The organism is Dietzia sp. NPDC055343, assembly GCF_053645265.1.
Genome location: NZ_JBSHMJ010000157.1, coordinates 1 through 1,287, shown reverse-complemented (window position 1 = coordinate 1,287; position 1,287 = coordinate 1). Strand labels below are relative to the sequence as shown.

Below are 1,287 nucleotides of genomic sequence, written 5' to 3'. Positions count from 1 at the left end.
GGCGGTCTCAGGGAGTCAGCGCAACACCGTTGATGAGTTCGTTCATCTTGACATGGGGGCTGAGGAAGCCGTGGAGGGCGCGGGGGCGGATGTTGAGAAGGTGCTCGGTCTCGGCGAGTTCGTCATCGCTGAGGGTATTGAAGTCGGTGCCTTTGGGGTAGAAGTCGCGGATCAGGCCGTTCGTGTTCTCGTTTGATCCACGCTGCCACGGTGAGTGTGGGTCGCAGAAGTAGACCTTGCAGCCGGTTGCGACGGTGAAGTTGGCGTGCCCTGCCATCTCGGTGCCCTGGTCCCAGGTGATGGTGGCCACCAGCCGGGAGGGCAGGGCCGCGATCATCTTTGACAGCACGTCGTTGACCGTGGCGCTGTCCCGGCATCCGGGTAGCCGACCGATCAGTACGTAGCGGGTCTGGCGCTCAACCAGGGTGACCAACCCCGAGTTGTTGGGGCCCACGACCAGGTCGCCTTCCCAGTGCCCGGGAACGGCCCGGTCATCGACTTCGGCGGGCCGGTCGGTCAGGCGAGCCCCGTGCAGCCACGGGCGCGAGCTCCGGTGGGGTAGCGCGGAGGCGGGAATGCGATGTTTGCGGCCCGAGCGCAGGGCTTTTTCGACCTTGAGTTCCTGCCTCAGCGCGCCCTTGCCCTGGACGTAAAGGGCCTGGTAGATGGTTTCATGGGACACCTGCATCTCCGCCCGGTCGGGAAAGGTCAACCGCAGTTCGCCGGCGATCTGTTGCGGGGAGAACCGCTGGTTCAACCGTGCGATGACTTCGCGTCGTAACTGCACCGAGTCCAGCTTGCCTGGCCGATGACGCGCACGCTTACCCACCGCCAGATGGTGGGCCAGGCGGGCGTCGTACCGGCGCCGACCCCAATGCTCGAAGCAGTGAGCGCCGACTTCCCGAGACACGGTCGAGGCGGCCACGTTCAACCCGCGGGCGATGGCCCGGATTCCAGCCGGAGTCGGAAGGTCCAGCATCGCCTGGATGAACACCCGGTCGAACAAGGTCAACCGGCGATACCTCGCCCCCGGGCGCAGCGGCCGTAGCCGACGATCTCTCACATCGGCCACGCCGCCGCGTGCACCCACTTCAAAGCTCATGCCAGCGAGCTTGGCCCACCTCCAGGCCGTCGCCGCACTGACACCCCACATCGCCGAGGCCTCACGCCCCGAGGCACCCTCGAGCAACGAGCACACCAGCCTCGCCCGCAGCCGCCAGTCCAGCTCCTTCGCCACCACATACCCCGATCCAGCCAGGGTGTTGCACTAGCTCCCTGAGACCACCC

1 protein-coding gene is annotated in these 1,287 nt (G+C 66.3%); it reads right to left on the bottom strand.

Features of this window, described 5'->3' with window-relative positions; translation table 11 throughout:
• Positions 1-7: 7 nt before the first annotated feature.
• Complete coding sequence (locus tag ACWIE7_RS19315; protein ID WP_454070353.1) at positions 8-1,237, bottom strand: IS30 family transposase; 1,230 nt, start codon at positions 1,235-1,237, stop codon at positions 8-10.
• Positions 1,238-1,287: the final 50 nt, after the last annotated feature.